The organism is Pseudomonadales bacterium (assembly GCA_041395945.1).
GTDB lineage: Bacteria > Pseudomonadota > Gammaproteobacteria > Pseudomonadales > Azotimanducaceae > SZUA-309.
Genome location: JAWKZN010000001.1, coordinates 1,637,572 through 1,662,589, shown reverse-complemented (window position 1 = coordinate 1,662,589; position 25,018 = coordinate 1,637,572). Strand labels below are relative to the sequence as shown.

General features: G+C 62.3%; 23 protein-coding genes. 14 read left to right on the top strand and 9 right to left on the bottom strand.

Translation table 11 applies throughout. The features are described 5' to 3' along the window. Positions 1–3: 3 nt before the first annotated feature. Positions 4–1,098, bottom strand: a complete 1,095-nt coding sequence (locus tag R3E82_07860; protein ID MEZ5550786.1) for an efflux RND transporter periplasmic adaptor subunit — start codon at positions 1,096–1,098, stop codon at positions 4–6. A gap of 150 nt (positions 1,099–1,248) precedes the next feature. On the opposite strand from R3E82_07860, the gene R3E82_07855 reads away from it, so the two are divergent. Then, positions 1,249–2,826, top strand: coding sequence for a malonyl-CoA synthase (locus R3E82_07855; protein MEZ5550785.1), 1,578 nt, complete (start codon positions 1,249–1,251; stop codon positions 2,824–2,826). Further along, positions 2,823–3,377 (top strand): hypothetical protein, encoded by a 555-nt coding sequence (locus tag R3E82_07850; protein MEZ5550784.1) that lies wholly within the window; start codon positions 2,823–2,825, stop codon positions 3,375–3,377. Before R3E82_07855 ends, R3E82_07850 begins: the two co-directional genes overlap by 4 nt. Here the strand turns inward: R3E82_07850 and R3E82_07845 are convergent. Then, positions 3,370–5,082, bottom strand: a complete 1,713-nt coding sequence (locus R3E82_07845; protein ID MEZ5550783.1) for a solute:sodium symporter family transporter — start codon at positions 5,080–5,082, stop codon at positions 3,370–3,372. The genes R3E82_07850 and R3E82_07845 overlap by 8 nt on opposite strands. A 16-nt stretch (positions 5,083–5,098) precedes the next feature. On the opposite strand from R3E82_07845, the gene R3E82_07840 reads away from it, so the two are divergent. The 7 genes from R3E82_07840 (at position 5,099) to R3E82_07810 (ending at position 11,247) form a co-directional block, all read left to right on the top strand. After that, positions 5,099–6,397: a hypothetical protein gene (locus R3E82_07840; GenBank protein MEZ5550782.1), complete on the top strand. Its 1,299-nt coding sequence runs from the start codon at positions 5,099–5,101 to the stop codon at positions 6,395–6,397. Further along, complete coding sequence (locus R3E82_07835; GenBank protein MEZ5550781.1) at positions 6,397–7,125, top strand: alpha/beta hydrolase; 729 nt, start codon at positions 6,397–6,399, stop codon at positions 7,123–7,125. Before R3E82_07840 ends, R3E82_07835 begins: the two co-directional genes overlap by 1 nt. Then, positions 7,125–8,153: a 1,2-phenylacetyl-CoA epoxidase subunit PaaA gene (gene paaA, locus R3E82_07830; GenBank protein MEZ5550780.1), complete on the top strand. Its 1,029-nt coding sequence runs from the start codon at positions 7,125–7,127 to the stop codon at positions 8,151–8,153. The genes R3E82_07835 and paaA overlap by 1 nt, the downstream gene beginning before the upstream one ends. Then, a complete protein-coding gene (gene paaB, locus R3E82_07825; GenBank protein MEZ5550779.1) occupies positions 8,150–8,434 on the top strand; it encodes a 1,2-phenylacetyl-CoA epoxidase subunit PaaB in 285 nt (94 codons plus the stop codon). The genes paaA and paaB overlap by 4 nt, the downstream gene beginning before the upstream one ends. After that, a complete protein-coding gene (paaC, locus tag R3E82_07820) occupies positions 8,415–9,176 on the top strand; it encodes a 1,2-phenylacetyl-CoA epoxidase subunit PaaC (protein ID MEZ5550778.1) in 762 nt (253 codons plus the stop codon). Before paaB ends, paaC begins: the two co-directional genes overlap by 20 nt. After that, the gene (locus R3E82_07815) at positions 9,170–10,270 is read left to right on the top strand and encodes a 2Fe-2S iron-sulfur cluster-binding protein (GenBank protein MEZ5550777.1); all 1,101 of its coding nucleotides are present in this window, start codon (positions 9,170–9,172) and stop codon (positions 10,268–10,270) included. The genes paaC and R3E82_07815 overlap by 7 nt, the downstream gene beginning before the upstream one ends. Before the next feature lie 83 nt (positions 10,271–10,353). Beyond that, positions 10,354–11,247 carry an NAD(P)-dependent oxidoreductase gene (locus tag R3E82_07810; protein ID MEZ5550776.1) on the top strand — a complete coding sequence of 298 codons (894 nt, stop codon included), beginning with the start codon at positions 10,354–10,356 and terminating at the stop codon, positions 11,245–11,247. A 97-nt stretch (positions 11,248–11,344) separates the two neighbouring features. Here R3E82_07810 and trxB read toward each other — a convergent pair whose 3' ends face one another. Beyond that, entirely contained in the window at positions 11,345–12,283 is a 939-nt protein-coding gene (gene trxB, locus R3E82_07805; GenBank protein MEZ5550775.1) for a thioredoxin-disulfide reductase, read from the bottom strand. A gap of 216 nt (positions 12,284–12,499) precedes the next feature. Here trxB and R3E82_07800 point away from each other — a divergent pair, with 216 nt between their 5' ends. Then, entirely contained in the window at positions 12,500–14,797 is a 2,298-nt protein-coding gene (locus R3E82_07800; protein ID MEZ5550774.1) for an arginine/lysine/ornithine decarboxylase, read from the top strand. On the opposite strand, the gene R3E82_07795 is transcribed toward R3E82_07800, so the two are convergent. Continuing rightward, positions 14,798–15,445: a VWA domain-containing protein gene (locus R3E82_07795; GenBank protein MEZ5550773.1), complete on the bottom strand. Its 648-nt coding sequence runs from the start codon at positions 15,443–15,445 to the stop codon at positions 14,798–14,800. Beyond that, complete coding sequence (locus R3E82_07790; GenBank protein ID MEZ5550772.1) at positions 15,442–16,974, bottom strand: hypothetical protein; 1,533 nt, start codon at positions 16,972–16,974, stop codon at positions 15,442–15,444. The genes R3E82_07795 and R3E82_07790 overlap by 4 nt, the downstream gene beginning before the upstream one ends. Before the next feature lie 294 nt (positions 16,975–17,268). On the opposite strand from R3E82_07790, the gene R3E82_07785 reads away from it, so the two are divergent. Continuing rightward, positions 17,269–18,195 carry a cyclase family protein gene (locus R3E82_07785; GenBank protein MEZ5550771.1) on the top strand — a complete coding sequence of 309 codons (927 nt, stop codon included), beginning with the start codon at positions 17,269–17,271 and terminating at the stop codon, positions 18,193–18,195. Here R3E82_07785 and R3E82_07780 read toward each other — a convergent pair. After that, positions 18,173–19,195 carry an alcohol dehydrogenase catalytic domain-containing protein gene (locus tag R3E82_07780; protein ID MEZ5550770.1) on the bottom strand — a complete coding sequence of 341 codons (1,023 nt, stop codon included), beginning with the start codon at positions 19,193–19,195 and terminating at the stop codon, positions 18,173–18,175. The two genes, R3E82_07785 and R3E82_07780, sit on opposite strands and share 23 nt — an antisense overlap. Positions 19,196–19,247: 52 nt before the next feature. Here R3E82_07780 and R3E82_07775 point away from each other — a divergent pair, with 52 nt between their 5' ends. After that, positions 19,248–19,700 carry an SRPBCC domain-containing protein gene (locus R3E82_07775; GenBank protein ID MEZ5550769.1) on the top strand — a complete coding sequence of 151 codons (453 nt, stop codon included), beginning with the start codon at positions 19,248–19,250 and terminating at the stop codon, positions 19,698–19,700. A gap of 20 nt (positions 19,701–19,720) precedes the next feature. Here R3E82_07775 and R3E82_07770 read toward each other — a convergent pair whose 3' ends face one another. Then, positions 19,721–20,062, bottom strand: coding sequence for a cytochrome c3 family protein (locus R3E82_07770; protein MEZ5550768.1), 342 nt, complete (start codon positions 20,060–20,062; stop codon positions 19,721–19,723). Positions 20,063–20,070: 8 nt separating this feature from the next. Then, positions 20,071–20,739 carry a ferric reductase-like transmembrane domain-containing protein gene (locus tag R3E82_07765; GenBank protein MEZ5550767.1) on the bottom strand — a complete coding sequence of 223 codons (669 nt, stop codon included), beginning with the start codon at positions 20,737–20,739 and terminating at the stop codon, positions 20,071–20,073. A gap of 126 nt (positions 20,740–20,865) precedes the next feature. Here R3E82_07765 and R3E82_07760 point away from each other — a divergent pair, with 126 nt between their 5' ends. Together R3E82_07760 and R3E82_07755 are read left to right on the top strand one after the other, a co-directional pair. Continuing rightward, positions 20,866–22,113 (top strand): amine dehydrogenase large subunit, encoded by a 1,248-nt coding sequence (locus R3E82_07760; GenBank protein MEZ5550766.1) that lies wholly within the window; start codon positions 20,866–20,868, stop codon positions 22,111–22,113. Next, positions 22,110–22,637: a methylamine dehydrogenase light chain gene (locus R3E82_07755; protein MEZ5550765.1), complete on the top strand. Its 528-nt coding sequence runs from the start codon at positions 22,110–22,112 to the stop codon at positions 22,635–22,637. The genes R3E82_07760 and R3E82_07755 overlap by 4 nt, the downstream gene beginning before the upstream one ends. Before the next feature lie 57 nt (positions 22,638–22,694). Here R3E82_07755 and R3E82_07750 read toward each other — a convergent pair whose 3' ends face one another. Continuing rightward, complete coding sequence (locus R3E82_07750) at positions 22,695–24,809, bottom strand: molybdopterin-dependent oxidoreductase (protein MEZ5550764.1); 2,115 nt, start codon at positions 24,807–24,809, stop codon at positions 22,695–22,697. Positions 24,810–25,018: the final 209 nt, after the last annotated feature.

Here is a 25,018-nt window from a genome sequence, read left to right as displayed (position 1 = left end):
GGCTCAGTCTCCAGCTGTTGTTACCGGTGCGCCTTCACGCATTTTGATGACGCCTTCGGTGATCACCCGCTCCCCCGGCTCCAGACCGGCGAGAATCTCGATCCAGCCCCGATCCCGGGCACCGCTGGTCACCTCCTGCATGGAGGCCTGACCGTCGACGATCGTGTAGACGAACACCTGAGAGGAGCGCTGCACCAGGGCAATTTCCGGGACCATCAGAGATTCCCGTTCCGAGGCGATGAGCCGCACGGTCATCAGCATGCCCGGACGCAGCAGCAGGTTGTCGTTGTTGATGTGGGCGCGCACCGTCGCCGAGCGGGTCACCGGATCGATGCGTGAGCCGATTGTGTTGACGGTGGCGTCGAAATGGGTGCCGGGATAAGCCGAGCTTTCCGCCACGAGCTTCAGGCCCGGTCGCACCAGAGCCAGATGAACTTCGGGAATCGAGAAGTCCAGCTTGATCACCGAGATGTCATCCAGCGTGGTGATTGCCGTGCCCGGTGACACCAGGGTGCCGGCGCTGACCTGCCGGAATCCCAGCAGTCCGGAGTACGGGGCGCGGATCAGCCGGTCCTCCAGTCGTGCCATCAGGGACTGGTGGCGGGCCTGTGCTGCGTCGAGCCGGGCCCGGGATTCATCCAGTTGTGAGACCGGTACACTGCCGTCCGCGGCGAGCTTTTCGAAGCGGCGGAACTGGTTTTGCGCATCCTGCACATTGGCTTCGGATTCATTGAGCAGGGCGGCCTGCTCGGTGTTGGTCAGTTCCAGCAGTACCTGGCCACGCTCGGCAAGTTCACCGTCTTCGAAGCGCACCTTGCTGACCGTGTCCGTGACCTTGGCAGTGAGGGTGACGGACTCGTTGGCGTAGGTGGTACCGATTGCCTCAACTTCTTCTCGGATCGTGCGCACACTTGCCGGTGTCGCCACGACCAGTGTCGGTCCCCGGGAAAAACCTCCCGGTCCACCCCGCGCCGGCCCGCCACGCGATTGCCCCTGCGCACCCGCACCTTGTGCCTGCGGATCTGCGTTCGGGTCGCCGTCGTTTCCGTCACAGGCGCCAAGCAGCAGAGAAAACGCGACGATAAGGAGGGTTCGCAATGGTCTGTCACCGGCAGTTGGCTGGCTAGATTACCCTCTTTAGGACGCGTATGGCGACCGAAGTTCCGCGTGTACACTGTCGCTCAAGCGTTAAAGAGTCTCTGAGGCGGGGATGTTTGAGCAGAGGCTGCTTAAGGGTAACAGAGGGCTATGAACGAAAACTTCTACTGGCTGTTGCGCCAATCCTTCCTGCGCGATCCGTCCAGGATCGCGATGGAAGTACCGGGCGGCAGGCAGATCCGCTACGGTGAACTGGATACCCAGGCCGGAGTGTACTCGGAGAAACTGCGCACGCTGGGCGTGGAACCGGGTGACCGGGTGCTGGTGCAGGTGGAGAAGTCGCCCGAGGCGGTGTTTCTGTATCTGGCCTGTCTGCGCAGCGGCGCGGTCTTTGTGCCGATCAACACCGCCTATACCCCGGAGGAAGTGGCCTATTTCCGTCGTGATGCGGAGCCGGCACTGTTTGTCTGCAGACCGGCAGATGAGGGGGCGTTTGCCCGGGTGGCGGATGCCGTCACCGTGCGTTCTCTGGGCACTGATGGCCGGGGATCGCTGCCCCAGACTACGGCATCCGCCGCGACGGACACAGCGCAGCGAAGCACGACGGATCTCGCTGCCATTCTTTACACCTCCGGCACTACCGGCAGATCCAAGGGGGCCATGCTCAGCCACGGTAACCTGGCAACCAACGCGGTCATCCTCATCGATTTCTGGGGCTGGCACGATGATGACGTGTTGCTGCACGCATTACCGGTCTTCCACGTTCACGGCCTGTTCATTGCGCTGCATTGCGCGCTGCTGAAAGCCTCGAAGATGATCTTCCTGTCCGGGTTCGACGTGGCGGAGGTGCTCAGCAGCCTGCCACGGTCAACGGTGATGATGGGCGTGCCGACATTCTATACCCGACTGCTGGCGGCGCCCGGGCTGACCGCGGACATCTGCAGCGGCATGCGTCTGTTCATCAGCGGTTCTGCCCCGCTGACCATACAGACCTTTGAAGCCTGGGAGGCGCGTACGGGACACACCATTCTCGAGCGCTACGGCATGAGCGAGACCATGATGAACACGTCCAATCCGCTGCAGGGCGCCAGGGTCGCCGGGACCGTCGGCTTTCCACTGCCTGCAGTACAGTTGAGAATCGCATCGCCGGAGGGAGAGGTGCTGCCCGCAGGGTCGGTCGGTGTCATTGAAGTTAAGGGTCCGAATGTCTTCAGCGGCTACTGGAAGCTGCCGGAGAAAACCGCAGAAGAATTCCGTGCCGATGGTTTTTTTATCACCGGCGATCTCGCCACAATGGATGCGCGGGGACGGGTCAGCATTGTCGGTCGTGGCAAGGATCTGGTGATCTCCGGTGGCTACAACGTCTATCCCAAGGAAGTCGAGACGCTGCTCGATGAGATGCCCGAAGTGGAAGAAAGTGCGGTGATCGGGGTGCCGCATCCTGATTTCGGGGAAGCCGTTGTGGCTGTGGTCGTGCCTCGCGGTGAACCGGTTGCCCTGGCGACGGTGGATGCTGCCCTGTCCGGCAGACTGGCCCGGTTCAAACAGCCGAAGCGGGTAATCAATCTGGAGCAGCTGCCGCGCAACGCCATGGGTAAGGTGCAGAAGAACGCGCTCAGGTCACAGTACGCGGATCTGTTCCCGGCAGCACCGGCAGGGGGGGGTGTGGGCAAAGACAGTAGAGGAAGCAAAGAAAACAAAGAGCGCGAAGAGGGTGCTGGCCCATGAGCTGGCTGGCAGTCGCGACCGGCCTGCAGTTTCTGATTTTGATCGGACTTGCGGTTGTGGTGCTGTCGCTGGCGCGGCAGATCGGCATTCTCCACGAACGAACCGCGCCCGCATCACTGGCCCGCAATCAGCCCCATCTGCATGCCGGGGATCGCCTGCCGGAGATCACCGTGCCGACACTCGCCGGTGGAAAGGTCAGTCTGGGTGGTGGTCAAACGACTGAATCTTTCACCAGTCTGCTCTTCATAGCTGCAGATTGTCCGATCTGTCGCAGCGTCCTGCCGGCCTATCAGAGTGCGCTGGAAACCGGGGCCGTCAGTGCCTACTGGGTCGGCGACGGCATGCCGCTCGCCGCCTTTGAGCGCTATGCGGATGAGCAGGGTATTGATCCCGAACGGCTGCTGCTGTCTCAGGAACTCGGTCTGCGGCTCGGTGTGCGGGCGCTGCCGGCACTGGCGCTACTTGATGCCGGGCAGCGGCTGGTCTCCCTGGACATCATCGATGGGCCGGCCCAGATACGGAAACTGATGGCCACCGAAAGCTTCAACTAGCCAGTCCAAGCCGGGAGAACACCAGATACAGCCCCACCATTGACGCCAGCAGCACCCCGCTCACCGGTCGGGCATAGCGCCAGGGTGTCATGTCGATTACTGCGCGCTGCAGCGGCGAGTTCGCCAGCGCCGGCTGACGCCAGCCAAACCACAGCATGATGCCGATCTCGCAGATGAACAGCAGTGCGTAGAGGTGAATGAAGTGGATACCGCTGTCCCAGACGAAGGTCAGTATTCCGTAGGCCACCAGGTGGAAGCCGATGGCGGCCAGTGCGCCGCTGGCGGGCACCCGGTGGGTACCGCGACCCCCCAGAACGGCCATGGTGACGATGGCGATGATGGGAATGTTGTAGAACCCGGTGAAGCGCCGGATGAGCTGCCATAGTCCTTCCGGCGCGTACTGCAGCAGCGGCGCTACGATGAAGGAGAACAGGGCGAGAAGGGTGCCGATGATGCGGGCCACCCGGATCAGTTCTGCATCGGATGCTGCGGGGCGCAGCGGCTGGTAGAGGTCGACGGCAAACAGGGTGGAGGCGCTGTTGAGCAGCGAATTGAATGAGCTCAGCACGGCACCGAGTAACACGGCGAGGAAGAATCCACCCAGGTAGTCGGGCAGCACGTCGCGCACCAGGGTAGGGTAGGCGTCGTCCATGCTGATGAGACCACCCCCATACAGGTGAAAGGCGATGATGCCGGGAAACATCATCAGAAAAGGCACAGCAAGTTTGAAGAAACCGGAAATCAGCACGCCTTTCTGACCCTCGGCGAGACTGCTCGCGCCCAGCGTACGCTGAATGACGTACTGGTTGGTGCCCCAGTAGAAGAGGTTGGCGAGGATCATGCCGGTAAACAGGGTGCCGAAGGGGGTAGGATCGGTCGCGGTACCGATGGCGTTGAGTTTGTGCGTGTGTTCACTGGTCAGGATGGCGAGTCCTTCCAGCGCGCTGCCGCCACCGAGTTGCACAAGTCCGAGCACCGGCACGATCACACCGATGATCAGCAGCCCTGCGCCATTGAGGGTGTCTGAAACGGCGACTGCCTTGAGTCCGCCGAATATTGCGTAGGCAGCTCCCACGAGACCGATGATCCACACGGTCACATGCAGTGCCTGGTCGCGTTCGAGCTGCAGGAGGCCGGATACGTCGAACAGCGCGAGCACGGCGAGCGAACCCGAGTAGAGCACGGCAGGGATGGTGACCAGAGCGTAGCCGAGCAGAAACAGCAGAGCGGTGGCGCGCCGTACCCGGGCGTCGAAGCGGGACTCCAGAAACTCCGGCAGGGTGGTGAATCCTCCGGTCAGATAGCGCGGCAGCAGAAACATGGCCATCACCACGATGGCGACTGCGGCGGTGACTTCCCAGGCCATGCTCGATAGATTGAAGGCGTAGGCCGAACCATTCAGGCCGATGAGCTGCTCGGCAGAAAGATTGGTGAGAAGGAGCGAACCCGCGATAAAGGTACCTGTCAGACCATGACCCGCCAGGAAATAGCCATCGCGGCTGCCGGTCTGACCCCGGGTGCGGCGGTAGGCATACCAGGCCACCAGTGCCATGAAAAAAGTGCAGGAAATCAGTGTGATCACAGCCGACAGGGTAACCCGCCCTGCCACAGATGAGCGATCGATCTGGCTGCCCAGGTGCAGCTGGTGCGCAGCGGCACTGCTGTGGCTGCTGATCGGACCAGTGCCGGTCTCTGCGAGCGCCACCCCTCACGAATATAGAGTGCAGGTAGCCGACGACCTGTCGTCCGTTCTTGTGCGGGCGCAATTCGCTGCAGCGGTGAGCGAGCTGCAGGCTGAACAGGGCAGGAGTGAATACCTGCGCGGAACGGATCGCTGCGATACCGGCAGTCTGCGTCTGGCCGGCAACCGTATCCTTGCCGGCGAGCTGCGCTGCCTCGAGTACGAATACCCGCTGCAGGCACTGCAGGATCGGCGCAATCCACCCGTTGCCGCCGACGTCCGGGTGACCACCCCCGCCGCCTGGTTGTGGCGGCCGTCCCGCGCGGCTTCCCGGGGAATACAGGTGACTTTTGTGCTGCCGCCCGGGATACGGGTCTCGGTACCCTGGCAGGCACTGGGCGACGGACGCTTTGTCGTGTCTGACTCACCCGGCAGCAGTACGGCCATTGCCGTGTTTGGCCGCTTTGAGGAGGCGGTCATCGGGTCAGGCAATGCCGCAATCCGGGTTGCGCTGATCGACGGTCCGCAGCAGCGCCTCGACCGAAACAGGATGCTGTCCTGGCTCGGCACCTCGATTGCGGATGTGGCCTCGGTAGGGGGTCGATTCCCGTCCCCCGGGGCGCAGGTGATCGTGCAGCCGGTCCCGTCCGGCGGGCGCTCGGCCGTTCCTTTCGGCTACGTGATTCGAGACGGCGGGGAGAGTGTGCGGTTCTTCGTGGATGCGTCCCGGTCTCTGACGGATCTCGATGGCGACTGGACGGCGACCCATGAGTTCAGCCATCTGCTCCTGCCCTATGTGCGTTCCCGGGAAAAATGGATATCCGAGGGTTTTTCCAGTTACTACCAGAATGTGCTGCTGGCGCGGCGCGGCATCTACAGTCCCCTGGAAGCCTGGCAGAGACTGCACCGCGCTTTCACCCAGGCCGACGCGGTGGCGGATCCGCCATTGCTGAGCAGGATCGACGAACGCCCTTTTCGAGATATGCGCATGCTCATCTACTGGAGCGGAGCCGCCCTGGCACTGATGGCCGATGTCCGGCTGCGCGAACTGAGTGCTGGACACGAGTCCCTGGACAGTGTGCTGGCTCGACTCGCAGCCTGCTGCCTGCCTTCCGCGCAGATCTGGCGGGGCGAGGAGCTGTTCAGCCGGCTCGACAGCCTCAGCACGCACCCGGTGTTTATCCCGCTTTATCGGGCGTTTGTGAGCAGCGAGGGTATGCCGGATCTGCGCAGTCTCTATACTGATCTGGGCCTGGAGACTGCAGGCCCGGACCTGCGCTTGCGGGATGACGCCCGACTTGCGAGCATCCGGAGTGCCATCATGCAGGGGAGTCAGTGATGCCGATGTTCGAGCAGGGTGAGGTCGCCATCCACTATCAGGTTCAGGGTGAGGGATTTCCGCTGCTGCTGATTGCGCCTGGCGGGATGCGCTCCGCCATGGACTTCTGGGAACGCACCCCCTGGAATCCCATCGAGGATCTCAGTGGACAGTATCGGGTCATCGCCATGGACCAGCGCAACGCCGGACGTTCCACTGCGCCGGTTACGGCGTCGGACTCCTGGCACGTCTATACCAGAGACCAGCTGGCGCTGCTCGATCATCTCGGTGTGGATCGCTTTCATGCTGCCGGTATGTGTATCGGCGGCTCCTACATTTTCGGCCTGATCGAGGCAGCTCCGGAGCGGGTTGCGTCCGCCGTCCTGTTTCAGACCATCGGGCTGGACAACAACCGGCAGGCCTTTTATGACATGTTCGACAGCTGGGCAGACGAGCTGAAAGCCCGGCATCCGGAAGTCAGCGAGGCATCCTGGCTGGCGTTTCGCGACCGGATGTATGGCGGAGAATTCCTCTTCACGGCGGATCGGGATTTTGTGCGCAATACCCAGACTCCGCTGCTGGTGCTGTGCGGCAAAGATCTCTATCACCCGGAGTCAGTCTCCCGGGCGATTGCCGAACTCGCACCGCATGCGGAATTTATCGAACACTGGAAGGAGCCCGAGCACCAGGCTGGCGCAAAGCGGGCGGTCGCAGACTTTCTCGATCGGCATACGCCGGGAGCCCTCTGATGTACAGCCAGGGGCTCGACGCAAGTGAAGCGGCACTCAGTGCCGAGGAGCGGTCAGAACTCGAAGCCCGTTTCCAGGCACGCATCGATGCGGAAGAGAAGATCGAGCCGCAGGACTGGATGCCCGCCGCCTATCGGAAGACGCTGATCCGGCAGATTTCCCAGCATGCCCACTCCGAGGTCGTGGGCATGCTGCCCGAAGGCAACTGGATCACCCGGGCGCCGACTCTGGAGCGGAAGCTGATCCTCATTGCCAAAGTGCAGGACGAGGGCGGCCACGGCGCTTACCTGTACAGCGCGGCGGAGACGCTGGGAGTATCCCGGGAGGAGCTGATCGATCAGCTGCTCAGCGGCGCTGCGAAATACTCGAGCATTTTCAATTACCCGACGCTGACCTGGGCGGATGTGGGCGCCATCGGCTGGCTGGTGGATGGCGCTGCGATCATGAATCAGATCCCCCTGGCCCGCTGCTCCTATGGACCCTATGCCCGGGCCATGGTGCGCATCTGTCGGGAGGAGAGTTTTCATCAGCGTCAGGGTTTCGACATCATGCACGCCCTGGTGCGTGGCAGTCAGACCCAGCGCGACATGGCACAGCAGGCGCTGGAGCGCTGGTGGTGGCCGAGCCTGATGATGTTCGGGCCCAGTGACGCTGAGTCCGTCCATTCCAGTCAGTCGATGGCCTGGAAGATCAAACGCTTCAGCAACGACGAGCTGCGCCAGAAGTTCATCGATGTCACCGTACCCCAGGCCGACTACCTGGGCCTTGCAGTACCCGATCCGGAACTGCGATTCGATGCCGCAACCGGCCACTACCGCCACGGCGCCATCGACTGGGAAGAGTTCCAGCGGGTACTCGCAGGCGATGGCCCCTGCAATACGGAGCGGCTCGATGCCCGCAGAGCGGCCCATGAAAACGGTGCCTGGGTGAGAGAGGCAGCCGCAGCCTATGCGCGTAAACATGCTGATACACGGATAGATACCCGGGCAGCCTGGCGCGGCTCGGAAGCGGCGGGTGAAACGCTGTGAGTGATCAGTGGCCGCTCTATGAAGTTTTTGTGCGTGCCCGGTCCGGTCTCGATCACCGGCATGTCGGCAGCGTCCATGCCACCGACCCCGCCATGGCGCTCGAACATGCCCGGGATCTGTACACCCGGCGCATGGAAGGGGTGAGCATCTGGGTGGTGGCGTCCCGGGACATTCTGGCCTCCGACCCTGCAGACGCTGACGCCTTCTTCCAGCCCGCTCAGGGCAAGGTGTACCGGCACCCGACCTTCTATGAAATCCCCGATGACGTCGACAACCTCTGAGCGGCAGACCTATGTGCTGCGCCTGGCAGACACCCATCTGCTGCTGGGGCAGAGACTGGCCGAGTGGATCGGTCATGCCCCGGCCCTGGAAGAAGAACTGGCGATTGCCAATCTGTCCCTGGACTGTCTCGGTCAGGCGCGCGCACTGCTGACCTATGCCGGCGAACTCGAGGGGGCGGGACGGGATGCGGATGCCCTGGCGTTTCTGCGGGAACCGGAGGCTTACTGTCACATCAATCTCGCGGAACAGGACAACGGCGACTTCGCGACCACAATCGTCCGGCAGGTGCTGGTCGACGCCTGGCGGCTGGTACTGCTGGAGGCTCTGGAGTCCTCCAGCGACGAACGACTCGCTGGTATCGCCGCCGATGCGCTGATCGAGGCCCGCTACCACTGGCGCTTCAGCCGGGGCTGGCTGGTGCGTCTGGGCGATGGCACCCGGGAAAGTCAGACACGTACCACTGCAGCGGTGACGAAATTGTGGAAGTTCACCCGGGAACTGTTCGCAGCGGATGCCATCGACCAGGCTATGGCAGCGGCCGGTATCGGACCGGACCTGGCCGCCCTGCGCGCTGACTGGGATGCTCTGATCGATGCCGCCCTGGCGGAGGCCCGTCTGCAGCGGCCGGGACAGTCTGACTATCGCTGGTTCGGCAAGCGCGGAGAACATACGGAACTGCTGGGACCCCTGCTCGCGGAAATGCAATTTCTGCAGCGTACCTACCCCGGCGCAAGATGGTGATCGAACGTGCCTTTCATGCATTGCAGGTCCGCAGCAAGCGCCCCTCGGGTAACGCCGGAACCCTCATCACTATCGCAGTGCCCCGTGAGCTGCAGTCGCTCTACCAGGGTCTGCCGGGCCAGCACATTGTCGTGCGCGCCCGGATCGCGGGCGCAGAGGTCCGACGCACCTACTCCCTGATTTGCCCGGTGGTCGGGCAGACGGTGGAGATCGCGGTGCGCACTGAACCGGCTGGCGCCATGTCACGGTATCTGTCTGACGTAGTGGAACCCGGCGACCTGCTCGAAGTGATGCCGCCGACGGGCAGCTTCCAGAGTCGGCTTACGGGAAAGGGTCCAAGGGCCTACCTGATGGTGGCGGCGGGGTCCGGCATCACACCGGTACTTGCTCTGCTGCGTGCCAAGCTGGAGCAGGAACCGGACTGCACCTGCACGCTGCTCTATGGCAACAGGGATACGGCGCGCATGCTGTGCCGGGAGGAGGTGCTCGCACTCAAGGACCGGTTTCTCGCCCGCCTCAGCCTGTATTTCTTCATGAGTCGGGAGCCCCAGGCACAGAGCCGTTTCAATGGCCGAATCGACGCCGCGCGACTGCAGGATTTCATGACGCTGTATCCCCGTGCACCGGCATTCGATGAGTGCTTCGTCTGTGTGCCTTCGGTGCAGGATGGCAGCCTGCAATCTGTACTGCAGGCGAATGGCGTTGCAGGGGATCGCATTCACTGGGAGTCCTTCACGACCACAGCACAGGGGCAGAGATCCCTGTCGGGTGCCGCTGCAGAGCAACCGGCGAGCACGGCAGTCGAGGAGGGGAGCGAAGTCGCCGTAACCATCGTGATGGGTGGCAGGCGGCGGACGTTCGCCACCACCACCACGGACAGCGTCCTCAGCGCCGGGCTGGCCGCCGGGCTGGATCTGCCTTACTCCTGCTGTGGTGGCGTCTGCTCCACCTGTCGCGCGCGGATTGTGGAGGGTGAGGTGGAGATGGCGCAGAATTACGCGCTCGAAGACTGGGAAGTCGAGGCGGGATTCGTGCTGGTGTGTCAATCCAGGGCGGTCACACCCACGCTGGTGGTGGACTACGACAGCGTCTGAGCGCCACGGGAAATCCTGCAGGCTGGCCCGTGGCAGTCCGGAAACGGACCGGAAACAGACTGGAAACAAAAAAAGGATCAGGTGTGGGCAGTAAACAGAAGTGTGCGTTTGTGGGTCTGGGAACCATGGGATATCCCATGGCCGGGCATCTGGCGAAAGAAGAGTATCCGGTGACCGTATACAACCGGACCGCAGCCCGGGCCCGGAACTGGGTGGATGCGAGTTCTGCTTCCTGGGCGCCGGTGGCCGCCGCGGCGACACCGGCAGAGGCGGCGGAAAAGGCGGAAATCGTATTCGTCTGTGTCGGCAACGACGACGATGTCCGCTCGGTCGTCTATGGCGACACCGGCGTGCTCGCCGGTCTGGCCGAAGGGGGCGTGCTGGTCGATCACACCACCGCATCGGCGGAGCTTGCCCGGGAACTGGAAGCCGCCTGTGAAAAAAAGGGTGTGGGGTTTCTGGACGCACCGGTGTCCGGCGGACAGAACGGTGCGGAAAACGGTCAGCTCACCGTGATGGTGGGTGGACGCCAGGAAATTTTCGAAGGTATCGCCCCGGTGCTGGAGTGTTATGCGAAGTCCGTGCGCCTGATGGGGGATGCGGGAGCCGGCCAGCTGACGAAGATGGTCAATCAGATCTGTATCGCCGGGGTGCTGCAGGGACTCTCTGAAGGTCTGCACTTTGCGGAACAGGCGGGACTGGATCTCGAAGCGGTAGTGGACGTCATTTCCAAAGGTGCCGCCCAGTCCTGGCAGATGGATAACCGCTCCGGGACCATGGCCAGTCAGGAATTTGATTTCGGCTTCGCGGTCGACTGGATGCGCAAGGACCTGGCCATCGCGCTCGGCGCGGCGCGTGGGCTGGGAGCACGCCTGCCATTGACGGCTCTGGTGGACCAGTTCTACGCCGACGTCCAGAGCTACGGCGGCGGCCGCTGGGACACCTCCAGCTTGATTCAGCGCCTGCGGCGTTCCTAAAAAAAAGATTGCGGCGTTCCTAAAAAAAAGACTGCGGCGTTCCTAAAAAAAGACTGCGGCGTTCCTAAAAAAAAGACTGCGGCGTTCCTGACCCGCGTCAGTCCATCGCGTCGAAATATTTCTCCGCGTCCAGAGCGGCCATGCAGCCGAAACCCGCCGAGGTAATGGCCTGGCGGTAAACGTGGTCAGCCACGTCGCCTGCGGCGAACACACCCGGCACACTGGTTGCTGTGGCGCCACCTTCGTTACCGCTGCGGATGCGGATGTAACCGCCTGCCATATCGAGCTGACCGGTGAAGAGGTCGGTATTCGGGTGGTGTCCGATGGCGATGAATACACCCATCAGCGGGATCTTGCGTTCGTTACCCGCCTTATCGACGATGCGGATGCCGGTCACGCCACTTTCATTGCCGAGTACTTCGAGCAGATTGTGGTTCCACACCGGCTCGATGTTGTCCCGCGCAAACAGGCGATCCTGCAGAATTTTTTCGGCACGCAGTTCATCGCGGCGATGCACCAGATAGACCTTGCTGCAGATGTTGGAGAGATAGAGCGCTTCTTCCACAGCCGTGTTGCCGCCACCGATCACTGCGACTTCCTGGTTCCGGTAAAAGAAGCCGTCGCAGGTGGCGCAGGCGCTCACGCCGCGACCCTTGAATGCCTCCTCCGAGGGCAGGCCCAGATACTTCGCCGAAGCACCCGTTGCAATGATCAGCGCATCGCAGGTATAGGTGCCCGCATCGCCGATCAGCTCGAAGGGCTGCACGCCGAGACTGGCGGTGTGGATGTGGTCGTTCACCAGCACTGCATCGAAGCGTGCCACGTGTTCGGCCATCTGCTGCATGAGTTCGGGTCCCTGCAGGTCGGCGTGGCCACCGGGCCAGTTCTCGACTTCGGTGGTGGTGGTGAGCTGACCCCCCACCTCGATGCCCGTGATCAGGGCGGGCTTCAGGTTCGCACGGGCGGCATAGAGAGCGGCCGTGTAGCCCGCTGGACCGGATCCGAGAACGATCAGACGATGATGCTGCTGGCTCACTGCTTGGTCCTGGTCAAAGGGTCGCTATTCTAGCAGGCTGCTGAAGAAGTCTCGAAAGCTCAGAGGCTCTGGCACGCGGGCTGGCAGGACGCACCTCGAAGGCAATGTTGGTTACCTTGCTGAGAGGTGCAACGTAGTCAGCGTGCGTGCCAGTCCCCAGCCGCGCCCTTGGACCTGCCGGTCAAGTGCGTATACTGCCGGCCAGCGGAGTCATCGATGGTTCCCGTACCTCCGCAGCCCCTCAACCCGCAGACTCAGGAAGCCCGTATGCGTTTTCAGTATCCGATTGTCATCATCGACGAAGACTTCCGCTCGGAGAATGCCAGTGGTCTGGGGATTCGTGCGCTCGCAGCGGCAATCGAGGAGGCTGGCGTCGAAACGCTGGGGGTGACGAGCTACGTGGATCTGTCGAGCTTCGCCCAGCAGCAGTCCCGGGCAGGGGGCTTCATCCTCTCCATCGACGATGAGGAATTCAGCGATCCGGACACTGTAGAAGGCAGTCCGGTCGCCCAGCTGAGAGCCTTTGTTGAAGAGATCCGTTTCCGTAATGCCGATATCCCGATCTTCCTGCATGGCGAAACCCGCACTTCCCGGCACATTCCCAACGATGTGCTGCGGGAACTCCACGGTTTCATTCACATGTTCGAAGACACCCCGGAATTCGTCGCCCGGATGATCATCCGGGAATCGAAGAAGTATCTCGACAGCCTCGCCCCGCCTTTCTTCAAAGCACTTACCCAGTACGCACAGGATGGCTCCTATTCCTGGCACTGTCCCGGTCATTCCGGCGGTGTCGCGTTTCTGAAGAGCCCGGTCGGGCGGATGTTCCACCAGTTCTTCGGTGAGAACATGCTGCGTGCCGATGTCTGCAATGCGGTGGACGAACTCGGCCAGCTGCTCGACCACACAGGCCCGGTGGCAGCTTCGGAGCGCAATGCTGCGCGCATCTTTGGCGCTGATCATCTCTATTTCGTGACCAACGGCACTTCGACGTCGAACAAGATCGTCTGGCATTCGACGGTGGCCCCGGACGACATCGTGGTTGTCGACCGCAACTGCCACAAGAGCGTATTGCACTCAATCATCATGACCGGTGCGGTGCCCGTGTTCCTGATGCCGACCCGCAATCACTACGGCATCATCGGACCGATTCCCAAGAGCGAATTCGAACCTGCCGCGATCGCGAAGAAGATCGCGGCGAACCCCTGCGCCAAAGGTCTAAAGGGTAAGCCGCGGGTTCTGACCATCACCCAGAGCACCTACGATGGGGTGCTCTACAACGTCGATGAAATCAAATCCCTGCTCGATGGCAAGGTCGATACACTGATGTTCGACGAGGCCTGGTTGCCCCACGCCACCTTCCACGAGTTCTATCACGGCATGCACGCCATCGGGCGCGATCGTGAGCTGTGCAGAGAGTCGATGGTGTTCGCCACCCAGTCGACACACAAACTGCTGGCGGGTCTGTCCCAGGCGTCACAGATCCTGGTGCAGGAATCCCAGACCCGGAAGCTCGACCGGTACAGCTTCAACGAAGCCTATCTGATGCACATGTCCACGAGTCCGCAGTATTCGATCATTGCGTCCTGCGATGTGGCCGCGGCCATGATGGAGCCGCCGGGTGGCAAGGCACTGGTAGAGGAATCCATCCGGGAGGCGCTGGACTTCCGGCGCGCGATGCGCAAGGTGGATGATGAATTCGGCGATTCCTGGTGGTTCAAGGTCTGGGGTCCGGAACATCTGGCAGAGGAAGGCGTGGGATCCCGGGAAGAATGGATGCTGCATGCGAACGAACGCTGGCATGGCTTCGGTGATCTGGCAGAAGGATTCAACATGCTGGATCCGATCAAGGCCACGGTGATCACACCCGGTCTCGATGTGGATGGTGACTTCTCAGAGACCGGTATTCCCGCCGCCATCGTCACCAAATACCTGGCCGAACACGGGATCATCGTCGAGAAGACGGGGCTGTACTCCTTCTTCATCATGTTTACGATCGGTATCACCAAGGGACGCTGGAATACCCTGGTGACCGAACTGCAGCAGTTCAAGGATGATTACGATTCCAACCAGCCCCTGTGGCGGGTGCTGCCGCTGTTCGTGGCCAAATATCCCCAGTATGAACTCACCGGCCTGCGTGACCTCTGTGAGGAGATCCACTCGATCTATACCGAGTACGATGTGGCGCATCTGACTACCGACATGTACATGTCGGAGATGGAACCGGTGATGAAGCCGGCAGATGCATTCGCCAAGATGGCCCATCGGGAGATAGACCGGGTGCCCATCGACGAACTCGAAGGGCGTATCACCAGTGTTCTGCTCACCCCCTATCCGCCGGGGATACCGCTGCTGATTCCAGGCGAGCGTTTCAACAGAACAATCGTCGACTATCTGCGCTTCGCGCGTGTATTCAACCGACGCTTCCCCGGTTTCGGCACCGACATACACGGGCTGGTCGAAGAAAAGGTCGGCGGTGAGAGCCGGCTCTTCGTGGACTGCGTGCGTGTCTGATCAGCTCGTAAAGAGTTTTTCGAGCCGATCCAGATCGTTGATCACCTGCCAGCGTCCGCCGGACTGCTCAATGCGACTCTGCCAGTAGGCCAGCCGGTCGAGATACTCCCGGGGATCGACATTGTCGGAGCGCAGCTTGGTGACATTCATCGCCACCACGTGCACGTCGGTAAAGGTCATCGAGAAATCTCTGATGAAGCCTTCTGCCAGATCTTCCTTGAGATCGGAGAATATGAATATGGTCTTTCTGCCCGGTGATTTTTCTGTCAGGTATTCGAGTGCCTGCAGCAGCCCGCCCGAGATGTCCGTGTAGGGTGAGCCGTGCACTTCGTGCACGAACCGGTTCACATGTTCCTGGAACTGGCGCTTCTGACCGTTGGCCGTGCTCGGGCGGTCGTCGAAGGTTACTTTGGCGACGATGTCCTTCTCACTGAAACTGGCAGTGTCGATTCGCGCCACCGCGAATGAGTCGCCGGGATTCAGCTTGGACAAGGTGTAGTTGATGATCTGCTGGGCCTTGTCGATCTCCTCGGTGTAGGTTCCCGACGTATCCAGCAGCATGTACACGCCGGTGGCATGGTTGGGCCGTTCGCCACAGCCGGTAAGGATCAGCCAGGTCAGGAGTAAGAGGGCTGCACTGTACTTCATGCCGGATTGCCTCCGTAGGTGAACGCCCGGTGTCCCATCGGCGACGGCTCGATGGTGGGCTGCCGGATGGGGTTCGCTGAGTTGTCTGCCCCGGTGATTTCGGATGCCGCCGGTTCCCGTGCGGCTTCGGCCTGCGCCTGGCGCTGCCGTCGGGCACCGAGCCGATCTTCAATCCACAGCGGCGCGAAGATGATCAGATCGTAGAGATGCAGACACAGCACGCCGATCTGACGCAGGAGATTGCCGGTTACCCGCAGGGCAAGCGCCAACAGATTCAGTATCCCCATGGCGACCAGGCCCAGCACATGGCGCAGTGTCTGCACGAAGGTCTCCAGCGGAATCGCCACGAAGGTGAGGGCGAAGGGCAGAATAAAGCCCAGACCCATCTGAGCGGCGGTGGTGATCCACAGCGCCTCATTGGTCATGATCAGTGCTTCGCCTCCACGCAGAGCGGAAGCGGTCGCAAGTTCGTCCTGCAGCAGTACCTCGCGCATATAGGCCAGCCCCGCCTCCACACTGGCGAGTGTGGTCAGCAGGGTGAGTGAGACGCACGCCATGATGATGCGGGTCCTGTCCGGCAGTGCCGCGATCACCGGAAACAGGCGGGTGATCCGCAGCGATTCCATGAGGAACAGGCCCATGGAAATTTCCACCAGGATGATCACCAGCGCGGCGATGTCCGCGCTCTGATAAGGGCCGATATAGCTCGTGCCGCCAACCATCTCGCTCATGGGCCGGGCGATCAGCGAGAAGTTGATGACAGCACCTCCTACCGCGATGAGGATGACAAGTGAGGCCACCGCGAACTGTACGAGTGCAGAAGTTGACAGCGCCTGCACCGCATGATCGGTGCCCTTGACGATCTCCCGGTACTCGTCCATGTGGCGATCGATACTGCGGGCACGCTCGAGAATGGAGTCCACCGCGCGCTCCATGCGGGTGAGGGTGCGCTGCAGGCCGGTCCAGGCGGGCCTCATGCGGGACAGCAGCCGGTGGCGTTCCCGGCTGGCGATCCGGTAGGCAGACAGGGAGCGGGCCTCGGCTTTCTCCAGGGACTTGTGGATGGCCTCGAGGACGACCTGCACGGACGGATCCGCCTTGGTCGTGACCCGGGCGACGGCTTCCACCGCCTTGCTCCAGCCGGGTACCTCCTGGGGCACTTCGGTGCTGTTGAGGTGATCCTCATCGATGCGCGCAGTGGTTTCCGCCAGCATCCGCTGGGTTTCCGGGTAGCGCGCGAGATCCCGGTGTACCGTGTCGGTGATGCGTTCGAATTCCCGGGAGATGAGTCGCTCTTTGGCTTCCCGACCCTGGACGAGCAGCACCTCCCGATTCCGATGAGCCAGGCTGTTGCGGGCACTGAGCACGGCCTGGGCCGTCAGCCGCAGCGCGTTATGACCGAGCCGCACCAGTGCAAGCAGCGCGTGGTGTGCCGGTACGCGCCCGAAGTAGAGGGCGCAAACGCCCAGGATCGACCAGATCGACACAGACAGCGCGAGACTGTCTGTCACCATCAACAGATCTTCCATTCTTAACTCCCTCTGTCCCCAGCGAACGCCTGATCAGATATCCCCGGACGCTCTGCCGTTGTTAGACCTCGAGAAGGAGTCTGACCAAGGATTTCGGGAGATTGTGTGATCGAGGTGTCAGTTCAGGGTCGAGCGGACTGTCAACCCTGTTTGCCAGGTGGTTCGACCACAGGCCGGGATCCCGCATTTTTTCAGCCCTGGCCGCTGCCTTGCGCCATTCCTATCCGCGGAATCGTGGATACCTGTTCAGAGTCTCCTTAGACTGCTGTGACTTTAAACGGGGGAGTGGATTCGATGAGAACTGTAGTGCTGCTGTTGACCCTGCTGTGTGCCAGCGCCACCTGGGCCGCCGACTGGTATCCGTCCCGCTATGGCGCCGACGACACCCTGGGTGCGATCAACAATCTGTCTCCCGGGGCTGTGGTCGACGCAGCGCGTCTGGTGCGGACCGGCAAAACCTATGCGCTGGGCGTGGTCACCGGTCCGGACTCACCCGCTTATCCACCGCGCCGCTACTCGATGACCGTGCTGCAGCCGCCGGATGGTACGGGCACCATGCTGGGCAGCAATCGGGCGACCTACAACGACGATCTGCTCTTCACCTGGATGGGCATCGGCAGCCAGCTCGACGGGCTGGGCCATCTGGGCACGGAGCACCGTTACTACAACGGTCTGCGCGCCCAGGACTTCGTGACCACCACAGGGCTGACCCGACTCAACGTGGACGCCCTGCCGCCCATCGTTAGCCGTGGTGTGCTGCTGGACATGGCCAGGCATCTGGGACAGTCACCGGTTGCGGCGGGCACAGCATTCAACCGGGCAGCCATCGATGCTGCGGCCAGCGCCCAGGGCATCAGTCTGCGCAAAGGTGATGTGGTGCTGTTTCACACCGGCTGGCTGAATCTTGTCGGTGTAGACAATGCCGCCTTCATGAACGGTGAACCCGGACTCGGTGTGGAAGGTGCGCGCTATCTTGCCGGGCTGGGCGTGGTAGCAGTGGGTTCGGATACCTGGGCGGTGGAGGCCATACCCCACGAGGATCCTGCCCAGGCGTTTCCTGTGCATGTCGAGTTGCTGGCCAGGCACGGTGTCTACATCCTGGAAAACATGGATACCCGGGCACTGGCTGCGGATGCCGCATATGAGTTTCTCTTCGTGCTCGGGGCGCCGCGCTTCGCGGGTGCCGTGCAGGCAGTGATCAATCCGGTTGCGATCCGATGAGCAGGACTTTCGCACCGCGCACAGATTCGCGTTTCAGGCTCACCAGCGCCGCATTGGCAGAGAGCAGCGGGTAGGTCTTCACTTCGGAGCGGATCGGGATGGCCGCGGCGATCGGCAGAAATTCGGCGATGTCGTAGTGGGTGATGTTGGCGACAGTCTTGATCTCCCGCTCCATCCACAGGTGCTGATGATAGGAAATCCGTGTCAGCGCAGACCGATCAGCGTCTTCCTTGCGGATGGCATTGATGACCAGCCGTCCGCCCGGTGCCAGATTGGCCAGCGCCTCGACCACGGGTGTCCAGGCGGGGGTAGTGTCGATGATGGCGTGCAGTCCCGGACTGACCCGATCCGTGGTGTTGCCCGCCCAGTCGGCGCCGAGAGAGCGTGCGAATTCCCGGGATCCGGCATCCCGTGCAAACACATAAATCTTCGAGTGGGGGTAAAGGTGCCGGCACAACTGCAGGACGATGTGCGCCGAACCGCCGAATCCGCTGAGACCGAGACGCTGGCCATCGCGCAGGCCCGACAGCTGCAGCGCCCGATAGCCGATCGCACCTGCGCAGAGCAGCGGTGCTGCCTGCACATCGTCGAGTGTGTCCGGAATCGGGTAGGCGTAGCCGGCGGGCACAGTCATGAATTCCGCATAGCCGCCGTTCACATCCCGGCCGGTGGCGCGGAAATCCGGATCGAGATTCTCGTCGACGGCACCACTGGAGGAATGTATCCAGCCCACCCCGACCCGGGCGCCGGCAGGCAGCTCGAAGTCGCCGGAGCCGAAGGCCTCGATTCTGCCCACCACTTCATGACCGGGTACCACGGGCAGACGGGGTGGCAGAGTGCGCCCTTCGATCTCGTCCAGTTCGGTATGGCAGACACCACAGGCGCTGACCCTGAGCAGCAGTTCACCGGGGCCCGGTTCCGGCACGGGCAGGTCCACCGGTGTCAGGGGCTCATCTTCTTCGAGCAGTGAGACCGTCCTGGTCATCTGCATGGCAAGCATAGGGCAGTTACTCAGGTAAGATCAGCAGCATTGTAACGGCGGGAGCAGACCCATGGGCGTATCAATCAGTCCTCTGCACGTGCGCAGAGGACTCTGGATGGCGGCCTCGGCCTCACAGATCTGGCAGGAATTCGAGACCATGCATCGCCTTTCCGCCTGGTTCGGGCGCGGGCATGAGCTGGTCTACTTCGAACCCGTGCTGGGAGGACGTATCGAACTCAGTGTGGTCGTCGATGAGGAAGTGCGTCCCTTCGGTGGCCAGCTGATCGTCTGGGAGCCTGGTTGTGAGATGACTTTCGAGAACAACTGGCACCCGCCGCATCAATGGCCGGTGTCCACCCTGCTCACCCTGCGCCTGGTACCGATGTATGAAGGGACCCTGGTCGAGCTGTTTCACCATGGCTTCGAGCGTCTCGGTGCGGGTGCGGGGGATGAACTGGAAGGGTACGAAGCTGGCTGGTCCGTCCGTCAGTTGAGTGCGCTCAAGGCAATCGTCGAAGGTTGAGCGGCTGCGGATAACGGCAATCAGGGGGCGTCGTCCGCGACGTGGCACCCTTTGCAGCTGCGCAGCGGGCCCGCCTCGTCACCCTGGGCCTGTCGCTGCGCATGGCAGTCCCTGCATAAGGTGTGAAACTGCGCCTCCCGGAGGCCGCGCACGTCCGGGTGATTTTTGTGACAGTCGAAGCACAGCCCCTGTCCGGTCTGATCGATGAAGTTGTGGTGACAGGTGATGCAGTTCACCGAAGTGTGATCCGCATGGGCAAAAGTAACCGGCAGCATGGGCGCAGCCTCGCGAGCCTGTTGTCGATAGCCGTCGCAGGTCCACACCGACCCGGCGAGCACCATCAGCACAACGGCACTGCGCAACAGCGTCCTCACAGATTTTTCAACAGGCCATAGCCGACAGCCAGACACAGCCCGGCAGCGGTCGCGGCTATTGCGTGTCGATCTGCTGCACGAATGTCCGCCGGCGGCTGACTCCAGCCCCTGTGCCCGCCGTTGGCGCGGCGCAAGCGGGCGACCAGGGGCAGCAGGGCGGCCCCAGCGACCAGCACGCCTGTTCGCCAGGGCCCCTGAAAGGTAGAGCCGATGCCGAGCAGGTGCCAGAGGCTGCCCGCCAGAGCGAGCAGCGACAGGGCGATGTGCCAGCGGCGGAAATTCCGGAATCCTGCGTAAATACGATGGCGGATGCCGGGAAAGGAGGTGATGCCGAGTATCACAATGATCAGGAGGGCGGCGAGGGCAATGAGCATGTGCACGGGCGCCGTCGGCTTCAGGTGTTCGAGCAGCAGGGGATCGAAGAGCAGAAAGCCGACGCTGTGAGCAGTCACCAGCACCAGAGCACCGAGGGCGAGATTCTGATGGAGGCGCAGCCGCACCGTGCGCGAAGGCGACTCCGCGTCCCAGGCCAGGGCAATGAGCAGCGCGAGGGCGCTGATTCCCAGCCCATTGAGGGCATCCCAGCCGAACCCCGCGGCGGGCAGGCGATCGGGCAGCAGGGCGGCACCGAACAGCAGCAGGGCGACGAGTAATCCGGCTGTCATGGCCGGGTCTGGAGGGAGGATCCGGCGGCGACGCGGAAGGGACTCCGCTGCTGGCTCACCCGGCGTTCGACAATTCTGAACCAGCTGCCTAGACTCGGCGGGGGAATGGCTGACAGGGGAGTCCGCATGAGAAGTCTGCAGCGCTGGCAGCACAGGCGTGACGGTGTGTCGCATCGGTTGAGGCGGCTGCCGATACTGACTGCGGCGTTCGGGGTCATGATGGTCTCGAGTCTACCGCAGCCAGCCCTGGCTGCGACCCTGGAGCCGGAACCGGTCGGCACCATCACCAGCCTGCCCAGCCCCTATCCGGCGCACTGGCTCATCGTGCACGACACCGCATTCAATCACATGCGGGAAGGCAAGCTCTTCATCGTCGACCCTCGGATACCGGGTGGTGGTCAGATCAAGGGGATCCTGTCCGCGGACTTCTTTGCGAGCTTCCTGATCGGTCACGCCCGCAACGAATTCTATGTGGTGGAGTCCTTCCACAGCCGGGGCGGTCGGGGTGGGGAGCGCACGGATGTCGTTACCATCTATGACCCTGCAACCCTGGGTGTGAAGGCGGAGGTCGTGGTGCCGGCGAAACGGCTCACCGGGATGCCCAACAGATTTCAGACGACGCTTACCGGCGATGGCCGTTTCCTGCTTATCTACAACTACACACCGGCCCAGTCGGTGACGGTGGTGGATGTGGTGCAGCAGAAGGTCGCAGAAGAAGTCCCGCTGCCCGGTTGCGCCTTCACGATTCCCGTAGCCGCCCGGGGATTCCTCTCGATCTGCAGCGACGGCAGTGCGCGCTCCACCCTGCTGCAGGAAGACGGCAGCGTGGCAGACGCCGTCCGTATCCCGCCCTTCATCGATGTCGACGAGGACGCGATGATGGAAAAACCGGCGATTGTGAACGGTGTAGCCTACTTCCCGACCTTCACTGGTAATCTGCTTCCCATCGATGTCAGTGCGCATCCGGCCCGGGTGATGGCGTCCTGGTCATTGACAACGGCCCAGGAGCGGTCTGCGGGCTGGCGTCCGGGTGGTGCCTGGCCTGCGGCGGGGGATGCTCAGGGCCGAGTGCATGTGCTGATGCATTCGCATGGTGCTGAGGGTACTCATAAGGACGGGGGTGATCAGGTCTGGAGTTACGACGCTGCAACCGGCACTCGAATCGGGGATTTCGCCCTGAGAGAGTGGGGGCTGGCGATCACTGTGGCCGCGACGGATCCCGCGTCCATCATTGTGACCGGCGCTGCGGGCAGCATTGACCTCTACAGCGCACAGGGAGACCACAATACAACGCTGGATTTACAGATGGAGTTCCCCCTGTTTGTGCATTCCCTGAGTCCGCCGTCGACCCGATCGGAAGGAGGTGCACGATGAGCTGGTTTGATCGTCTCATCGAACAGTCCGCCCGTGACCTGGCCCGGCGCACATCACGTCGAAGCTGGTTGAAAGCCATGGGTACGGTGCTCGTGGGCGCTGCGGGTCTGCCGCTGCTGCCGGTTGCCCGGGCAGCGGGCGGCGCGCATGGTGGCGCACCGGGTGACGGCGCTCCCGATGCTGGTGATGCCCGTTCCTGCGACTACTGGCGCTACTGTGCCATCGACGGTTTTCTCTGCGGCTGCTGCGGCGGATCCGAGACCGCCTGCCCGCCGGGTACCACCATGTCGCCCATCACCTGGGTGGGCACCTGCCGGAATCCGGTGGACGGCCACAGCTATGTGATTTCCTACAACGACTGCTGTGGCAAGACGGCCTGTGGTCACTGTTTCTGCAATCGCAACGAAGGCGATCGGCCCATGTACCGGCCGGACAAGAGCAATGACATCAACTGGTGTCTGGGGGACGGCAGCAGCCTGTACCACTGCTCTACCGCCATCGTGGTCGGTGTCGCGCCGGATTAGTGGGCCGCACCGAAGTGTTCGTTCCGCTCACCAGGCACCAGCCATGTCCAACGGGCACTAAAGGGGCGTCACCTCTACCGCGATACCCGTCATATGTGCCTGGCTCGACAGGGGTTCGAAGCTGCCAGGCCCGGAGGGCAGCAGCACGTTACAGTTCACTCCCGCCCGTTCCCGGGCGACCTGCATTCCCCGACTCCTGGCGTGTCCCCAGCCGTGCGTCATCGCAACCACCCCGGGCATCAGGTCATCGGTGAGTTTCACCGGTGCCTGTATTTCTCCATACCGGTTGCGGATGGTCACCGCGGCACCTTCCACAATCTGTCTGCGCTCGGCATCACCCGGATGCATGAACAGATAGTTGCGGTCGCGATCGCCACGTTTGAGTTTGTCGACATTGGCGAACCAGCTGTTGAACGTGTAGGCGTCCCGTTTCGAGATGAGTTTGAGCGCGCCCGCCGGTTCGGATTCGAGCTGAGCGAATATCTCTGACATGCGTGTCAGGGCCTTGTCGAAGCTCGGCGGAAAGCAGTCGATCTGCTGATCTTCCGATTGCACGAATTTAAGAAATTCCTCCGGCCGGGATCGCTCGAGGGCAATGATCTGCTCGCTGCGCAACTGCGCCATCGAGTAGCCGCGCGAACGCAGCATTGCATCGACCCGACCCCACAGGTTGGGCTCAGCTTCATCCAGCAGAGAGGTGAAGCCCATCGCCTTGCACAGGGATTCGTAGATCCACCAGTCCGGCCGGCGTTCGTAGGCCGGAGGCACGACGGCTTCGGTGTACTGCACACTGGGCTTGAACTGCATACCGAGGCCGGTGATATTGATGTCTTCCCGTTCGAATGCACCGGCGGCAGGGAGAACGTAATCGGCGTGTTCTGCGGTGGCGTTGCGGTAGATGTCCACACAGACCAGCAGATCCAGGGACTCGAGGGCTTCGCGCATGCGTTGCTCGCCGGCGATGGACAGAACCGGATTACCGGAACTGACGAAAAGCGCACGCAGAGGATCAGGGTCGTCGAGTATGTAGTCTGCGAGCAGGTTACCCGGCAGACTGATGCCCACACCACCGGGCTTGCGGACTTCGCCGAAAGGTGTCTCGAGATACCCTTCCGGCACCGCTTTTCCCGCGGCCGGAGCGCGTTCGTAGAAACCCAGTGAGTAAAAATTGCCACCGGTTCGACCCAGATTACCGGTCACCAGCAGCAGCATCTGCAGCAGCCAGTAGGCGAGGGTGCCCTGACGGCCCATGTTCACCCCGGTGGACATGTGCGCACAGGCGCTGGGTGCTGCCGCAAAATCCTGCGCCAGCTGACGGATCTCGGCAGCAGGAATGCCTGTCACCCCTGCCACCCGCTCTGCCGGGTAGGCGGCAACAAAGGCCTGAAGCTGTTCGAGACCGCGACCGTGACTGCGTGCATCCGCATGAAATCCGCGGGTGTCCGCGTGGAAACCTTTGCCCGCACCGATCTCGTGGATCAGCGCAGCCAGCAGATAGACGTCCGTATCCGGCCGGATGTGCAGCACGTCCCCCGCGCCACGGGCGGACTCGATCCTGCGCGGATTCACATAGAGGATCCGGGCGCCCCGGGCCTGTGCCGCCTTCAGGTGTGCCATCGGATTGGGGATCGACACGAATGACATGTGGCTGACCGCGGGATTCTCACCGAGCAGCAGGATGAAGTCTGAGTTGTCGATGTCAGGGACCGGGTGCAGTGTACGGGTGCCGAACACCGCCTCGCTGGCCGCAAATTTGTTTGCACAGTCCTGAGTGCCGGAACTGAAGTGGCGCCGCGCCCCGAGCTGGCGCATGAAGCTGCCGAAAGAGGGGCCGTAGAGCGCGTTGAAAGCGGTGGGATTACCCGTATAGGAGCCGATGGCATTGCCGCCTCTGGCGGTTTTGATCGCGCTCAGACGTGCGGCGATTTCGGCCAGGGCGGTATCCCAGCTGATTTCCTCAAACTCACCCTGCGCGGTGCGGCGCAGGGGAAATCGCAGACGATCCGGATCGTTGTGCATATCGAGGCCGTAGATGCCTTTGTTGCACACGAAGCCCTCTGAGATCGGGTGGGACTTGTCTGCGGCGAGCTTGATCAGCCGATCGCCGTCGACTGTGGCGATCATCCCGCAGGCCGGTTCACAGACCCGGCAGAACGTACGGACTTCGCGCACTGCAGACGAACCTGTTGTCGATCTGGATGCTGCGACCATAAACACTGCCTCTGACCGGGTTGCCGCATCATACTCCTTTGCAGCGCCCACCTCGAAAGCATGCGCAAGCGGGCACGATGTCCCGGGGCTGCCTTATTTATGCGCGTTTATGCGCGGCGCCGGTCGCGAATGTTCCTGTACGCCCGTTTAATGCCTCGCGGAGCGCCCGA